The sequence below is a fragment of the uncultured Ralstonia sp. genome (assembly GCA_913056305.1).
Lineage (GTDB): Bacteria > Pseudomonadota > Gammaproteobacteria > Burkholderiales > Burkholderiaceae > Ralstonia.
Map to the genome: position 1 here is coordinate 1 of CAJXMR010000247.1, position 6342 is coordinate 6342.

At 67.6% G+C, this 6342-nt stretch carries 4 protein-coding genes; all 4 read right to left on the reverse strand.

Features of this window, described 5'->3' with window-relative positions; translation table 11 throughout:
• Window positions 1–75: 75 nt before the first annotated feature.
• The 4 genes from QZ609_RS23270 to gcvH all read right to left on the reverse strand — a co-directional run bounded on the left by QZ609_RS23270 (window position 76) and on the right by gcvH (window position 6228).
• The gene (locus QZ609_RS23270) at window positions 76–1452 is read right to left on the reverse strand and encodes an L-serine ammonia-lyase (RefSeq protein WP_295499923.1); all 1377 of its coding nucleotides are present in this window, start codon (window positions 1450–1452) and stop codon (window positions 76–78) included.
• 96 nt (window positions 1453–1548) lie between these two features.
• Entirely contained in the window at window positions 1549–2667 is a 1119-nt protein-coding gene (locus QZ609_RS23275; RefSeq protein WP_295499925.1) for an alginate lyase family protein, read from the reverse strand.
• Between the two features lie 168 nt (window positions 2668–2835).
• Window positions 2836–5781 carry an aminomethyl-transferring glycine dehydrogenase gene (gene gcvP / locus QZ609_RS23280; protein ID WP_295499927.1) on the reverse strand — a complete coding sequence of 982 codons (2946 nt, stop codon included), beginning with the start codon at window positions 5779–5781 and terminating at the stop codon, window positions 2836–2838.
• A 66-nt stretch (window positions 5782–5847) separates the two neighbouring features.
• On the reverse strand, window positions 5848–6228 hold the full coding sequence (gene gcvH / locus QZ609_RS23285; RefSeq protein WP_295499929.1) for a glycine cleavage system protein GcvH: 381 nt from the start codon (window positions 6226–6228) through the stop codon (window positions 5848–5850).
• Between the last annotated feature and the right edge of the window lie 114 nt (window positions 6229–6342).

Sequence of the window (6342 nt, forward strand, 5' to 3'; positions counted from 1 at the left end):
AAGACAAAGAAAGTGAGTCAGCCCCGGCAGGGGATGAAACAGGGGATGCACCACCGGGGCCAAAACAAACCAAACTCAGCACTCCACAATATTCACCGCCAACCCCCCGCGCGCCGTCTCCTTATATTTGGTCTTCATATCCGCCCCCGTCTCCCGCATCGTCTTGATGACGGAGTCGAGCGACACATAGTGCGTGCCATCGCCACGCAGCGCCATGCGCGCCGCATTCACCGCCTTCACAGAGGCCATCGCATTACGCTCAATACAAGGAATCTGCACCAGCCCGCCCACCGGGTCGCACGTCAAACCAAGGTTGTGCTCCATGCCGATCTCGGCAGCGTTCTCGACCTGCGGCGCCGTACCGCCAAGCACGGCAGCAAGCGCACCCGCCGCCATCGAACACGCGACCCCCACCTCGCCCTGGCAACCGACTTCAGCCCCGGAGATGGACGCATTCATCTTGTACAGCATGCCGATCGCGCCAGCGGTCAGCAGGAAATCCACCACGCCGTTGTCATTCGCACCGGGCACGAAGCGGTCGTAGTAGTGCAGCACCGCGGGGATGATGCCCGCCGCGCCGTTGGTCGGCGCCGTGACGACCCGTCCGCCCGCAGCGTTCTCTTCATTCACCGCAATCGCATACAGGTTCACCCAGTCGATCACCGACAGCGGGTCGGACAGCGTGCGTTCTGCCTGGCCGGTCAGCCGTGCATACAGCTCGGCAGCGCGACGGCGCACATGGAACGGGCCGGGCAATTCCCCCTCAGTGCGGCAGCCGCGCGCCACACACGCCTGCATCACGTGCCAGATGTTCAGCAAGCCGCTGCGCACCTCGGCTTCGCTGCGCCAGGTCAGCTCGTTCTCCAGCATCAGGCGGGCGATGGACTTGCCGGTCGCCGCACACATCGTCAGCAGGTCGCGGCCGCTGCGGAACGGATGGGGCAACTGGTCGTGCGCGGAGAGCACTTGCGTGTTCGGCGCACCCGCCGTGACGACAAAACCGCCGCCCACCGACAGGTAGCGCGCCTCGCGCAACCGCTCGCCGGCCGCGTCGAAGGCGTGGAACTTCATCCCGTTGGGGTGCTCGGCCATCGCCTCGCGGCGGTAGAAGGCGATGTGCTCCTTCTCGGTAAAGCGCACCGCATGACGCCCCAGCAGCGACAGCGATTGCGACGCGCGCAGCGCGGCCAGTTTGGTCTCGATGGTGTCGGGGTCGATGGTGTCGGGCGCCTCGCCCATCAGGCCGAGGATGACGCCACGGTCGGTGCCGTGGCCCTTGCCGGTGGCACCGAGCGAGCCGTACAGCTCCACACGCACGCTGGCGACTTGGGGCAGCAGCCCGTCGGCTTCGAGGCCGGAGGCGAACATCAGCGCGGCGCGCATCGGGCCGACCGTGTGCGAGCTGGACGGGCCGATGCCGATCTTGAAGAGGTCGAAAACAGAAACAGCCATGGGGTTCAGGCTCCGGGGGCGTTGTGGCGTGGGTGAGCTTTTGGCTGCCCACGCCGGGTTGGTTCGTGCCCGCTGTCTAGTTCAATGATGCGCCGATCAGCGGGCCGCGCACAGCGCCAGCCAATCGGGCGCGGTGGCGGCCAGCCGTTCGGCCAGCGGGCGGTAATTCGGGTCCAGTCGCGCGGCCTGCCAGTACAGCGTGCCAGCGCCCTTCGGCTCCCACGGGCCGGAGTAGCCGGGCAGGCCAGCATCCTTGCGGGTCTTGTCGAAGGGCACGTGCGAGTGGACGTATTCCTCGTGGGTGCGGCTGCCGTCGGCGTATGGCGTGAGCCAGTCGATGGCGGCGGAGAGTGACGCGCCGTTCGGTGTGCGGGCGTTCAGCCAGTTCTGGCTGAACGGCTGCACGGCAATCGCGGCCATCGTCAGCGGTTCCAGGTCGTAGACCACGTAATGCAGCGCGTCGCGGTCTTCAAAGTCTTCCACCGAGCCGTCCGGACGCACGTTGTTGGCAAGTTGCTGCAGGAACAGGCGGTGCGTTTGCGCGATCAGCGCGCGGTCACCGAGCGCGGCGGATGCCATCGCCATGATCTTGATGCGGTGGCTCTGCCAGTTGTTGATCCAGGTGGTGGAGAGCGGCCGCTTGGCACCATCCGTGCGGGCGATGTAGCCCTCGGCCAGCGTGCGCAGGAAACGCTGTGCCTCATCGCGCGTGCTGGGCGTGAGGCCGTCGCGCGCCAGCGTGTAGGCCTGGATCAGCGCATCGAACTTGGTCTCGTCGATCGGGTTGAAGCTCGGCACGTAGGTGCCGACCCACGCGTGCAGGAAGGTGTCGACCTGCTCGGCGAAGCGCTTGTCGCCCGTGAGGCGCCAGGCCAGCGCGGCGTCGCGCATGAGCGGGAAGTCGCGCTGCGCGTTGACGGATTCGTCGTAGATACCCTGATGCGGCAGCGTGCCCTCGGTGTGCAGGCGCGGCAGCGGGTGCGGCGTCTGCACCAGGCGTTGCGTGGCGCGGGCGATCAGCTTGACGGCGGCAGGATCACCAGATTCGGCGGGCGAAACACTGCACCAGTCGCGCGCGGGGCCGGCCGGGGTGTGCGCACCGGCATACACGGCCGAGGCCGCGCCCGCCTGCGTGGGTGTGCAGGCGCTGCACGCCGCCAGGGCGGCGGCACAAGCCAACAGTTGGACGATCGGGGCGCGGTGGAGCATCGGCATGGCGGGTCCTCTTCGGGTGCGTGAAATGCAGTCACCTTAGACGGCGAGGTGCCCGAGAGCGTGGGTTGTGATAACTCGTTACAGCGCGAGTTGCGACGATCCTGCCCGGTTACGTATGTGACGCGGCGGCAGAGCGGGGCGCTCCACCACCGCGTCACATGAGGCCCATCAGTCTTGCGCGTACTCGCTCATCGGCACGCAGGCGCAGAACAGGTTGCGGTCGCCGTAGACGTTGTCCGCACGGCCGACCGGCGGCCAGTACTTCTGCTTGCGCAGCGATGCCACCGGGTAGGCGGCCTGCTCGCGCGAGTACTTGTGCGACCAGCCGTCGGCCATCACCACCTGCGCGGTGTGCGGGGCGTGCTTGAGCGGGTTGTCTTCACGGTCGAACTCGCCCGAGACCACCTTGTCGACTTCGCCACGGATGGCGATCATCGCGTCGATGAAGCGGTCGAGTTCCACCTTCGGCTCGCTCTCGGTCGGCTCGATCATCAGCGTGCCCGGCACCGGGAAGCTCATCGTCGGCGCGTGGAAGCCGAAGTCCATCAGGCGCTTGGCGATGTCTTCGTTGCTGATGCCCGATTCCTTCTGCAGCGGGCGGATGTCGAGAATGCACTCGTGCGCCACCAGGTCGTGCGCGCCCGTGTACAGCACCGGGTAGTACGGCGACAGGCGCTTGGCCACGTAGTTGGCCGACAGGATGGCCGTCTCGGTGGCGGCGGTGAGGCCGGTCGCGCCCATCATGGCGATGTACATCCATGAGATCGGCAGGATCGAGGCCGAGCCGAACGGCGCGGCCGAGACGGCGCCGATGTTCTTGCTCGCGTCTTCGCCCGAGGCCGAGCGGCCGGGCAGGAACGGCGCGAGGTGCGCGCCCACCGCCACCGGGCCCACGCCCGGGCCGCCACCGCCGTGCGGAATGCAGAACGTCTTGTGCAGGTTCAGGTGCGAGACGTCGCCGCCGAAGTGGCCCGGCGCTGCCGTGCCGACCATGGCGTTCATGTTGGCGCCGTCCACGTACACCTGGCCGCCGTGGCTGTGCACGATCTCGCACACGCGCTTGACGCCTTCCTCGAACACGCCGTGCGTGGACGGGTAGGTGATCATGATGGCCGCGAGGTTCTTGCTGTGCTCGGCGGCCTTCTTCTCCAGGTCGGCCAGATCGACGTTGCCGCGCTCATCGCACGCGACGACGACAACCTGCATGCCGGCCATCTGCGCCGAGGCCGGGTTGGTGCCATGCGCCGACGACGGGATCAGGCACACGTTGCGGTGAGCCTCGCCGCGGCTGGCGTGGTAGGCGTGGATGATCAGCAGACCGGCGTATTCGCCCTGCGAGCCGGCGTTCGGCTGCAGGCTGACCGCCGCATAACCGGTGGCGGCGCACAGCATCTGCTCGAGCTGGTCGATCATCTCGCGGTAGCCCACGGTCTGGTCGGCCGGCGCGAACGGGTGGATGTTCGAGAACTCGGGCCACGTCACCGGCAGCATCTCGGCGGTGGCGTTGAGCTTCATCGTGCACGAGCCCAGCGGGATCATGGTGCGGTCCAGCGCCAGGTCCTTGTCCGCCAGGCTGCGCAGGTAGCGCAGCATTTCGTGCTCGGAATGGTGCGCGTTGAAGACCGGGTGCGTCAGGTACGCGCTCTGGCGCACGAGCGACGCCGGGAACGCATCGGCCACGCTGGCTTCCACCTTGTCGAAATCCGGTGCGGCAGCGTGGGCGGCGTGCGCGAAGATTTCCCACAGCGCGGCCACATCGGCGCGCGTGGTGGTTTCGTCCAGCGAGATGCCCAGGCGGGCATCATCGATCTGGCGCAGGTTGATGCCGTGCGCTTGCACGGCGACGTGCAGGTTGGCCGTGCGCGGGCCGGTGGCGACCGTCAGCGTGTCGAAGAAGGCGTCGGCTTCGAGCGTGTAGCCGACCGCGCGCAGGCCGGCGGCCAGCGTGGCGGTCAGACGGTGCACGCGCTGGGCGATGCGCTTGAGGCCCTGTGGGCCGTGGTAGACGGCATACATCGACGCCATCACGCCCAGCAGCACCTGCGCGGTACAGATGTTCGAGGTGGCCTTCTCGCGGCGGATGTGCTGCTCGCGCGTCTGCAGTGCGAGGCGGTAGGCCGGGTTGCCCTGCGCATCGACCGTGACGCCGACAAGGCGGCCCGGCATCGAGCGCTTGAACGCATCACGCACAGCCATGTAGCCGGCGTGCGGGCCGCCAAAGCCGAACGGCACGCCAAAGCGCTGCGTGTTGCCGATCACCACGTCGGCGCCCCATTCGCCCGGGGCGGCCAGCAGCGTGAGGGCCAGCAGGTCAGCGGCAGCCACGACCAGACCACCGGCAGCGTGCACGGCGTCGGTCAGGGCCTGGTAGGTATTCAGATCCCCCAGCAGCGCACCGTTGGCGCCGGGGTATTGCAGCAGCACGCCGAAGGCGTTGTGCTTGGCGGCATCAGCGGCGGGGCCGGTGACCACGTTCGCGCCGATCGGCTCGGCGCGCGTGCGCACGACTTCCAGCGTCTGCGGCAGCACGTCGTCAGCCACGAAGAACACGTTCGATTGGTGCTTGCCCACGCGCTGCAGCAGCGTCATCGCTTCGGCGGCGGCGGTGGCTTCGTCCAGCATCGACGCGTTGGCGATGTCCATCGCCGTCAGGTCGATCACCATCTGCTGGAAGTTCAGCATCGCTTCCAGGCGGCCCTGCGAGATTTCCGGCTGGTACGGCGTATAGGCCGTGTACCAGGCGGGGTTCTCGAGGATGTTGCGCAGGATCACGCCCGGCGTGTGCGTGCCGTAATAGCCCTGGCCGATCAGGCTCTTGGCCACGCGGTTCTGCCCGGCGATGCCGCGCAGCTTGGCCAGCGCCGCTTCTTCCGTCAGCGGCTGCGTGAATTCGCCCAGCGGCATGCCGTCCTGGCGGCGGATGGCGGGCGGGATCACGGCGTCGATCAGCGCGGCGCGGCTGGCATAGCCGAGCGTGCCGAGCATCGCGGTCTGCTCTTCAGCCGAGGGGCCGATGTGGCGGGCGGCGAAGGCGTCGCGCGCCTCCAGTTCAGCTAGCGTGGGGCGTTCGGCGGCGAAAGCCGACGACGAGGAAGCGGGGTGCGGAGCGTTCATGGCAAGGGCTCAGAAAACGGTCAAGCCGGTGCGCAGGTCAGGCGCACCGGCTGGAGGGGGTACGGCTTAGCCGATCTTGGCGGTGTACTGCTCGGCCGACAGCAGGGCGTTCACGTCGTCCACGTTGGCCGGCTTGATCTTGAACAGCCACGCGGCGTAGGCGTCGGCGTTGACGGACTCGGGCGCACCCGAGGCGTCGGCGTTGTTGGCGACGATCTCACCCGCGACCGGCGCGTAGATGTCGGAGGCGGCCTTGACCGACTCGACCACGGCAATCGCGTCGCCCTGCTTGACCTCGCGGCCGGCTTCCGGCAGGTCCAGGAAGACGATATCGCCCAGCGCGTCTTGCGCGAAGTCGGTGATGCCGATGGTCAGCGTGCCGTCGGCTTCGACGCGGATCCACTCATCGTGTTCGGTGTACTTCAGGTCGGCGGGGATGTTGCTCATGAAGGGTTCTCCGGAAGATAGGAATGAATTCAGATTGGGGGATTCGGTTGCCAGGGACTAGCTGACCAGCGCCTTGCCATTGCGCACGAACGGCAGTTTAACCACAGTCGCGGT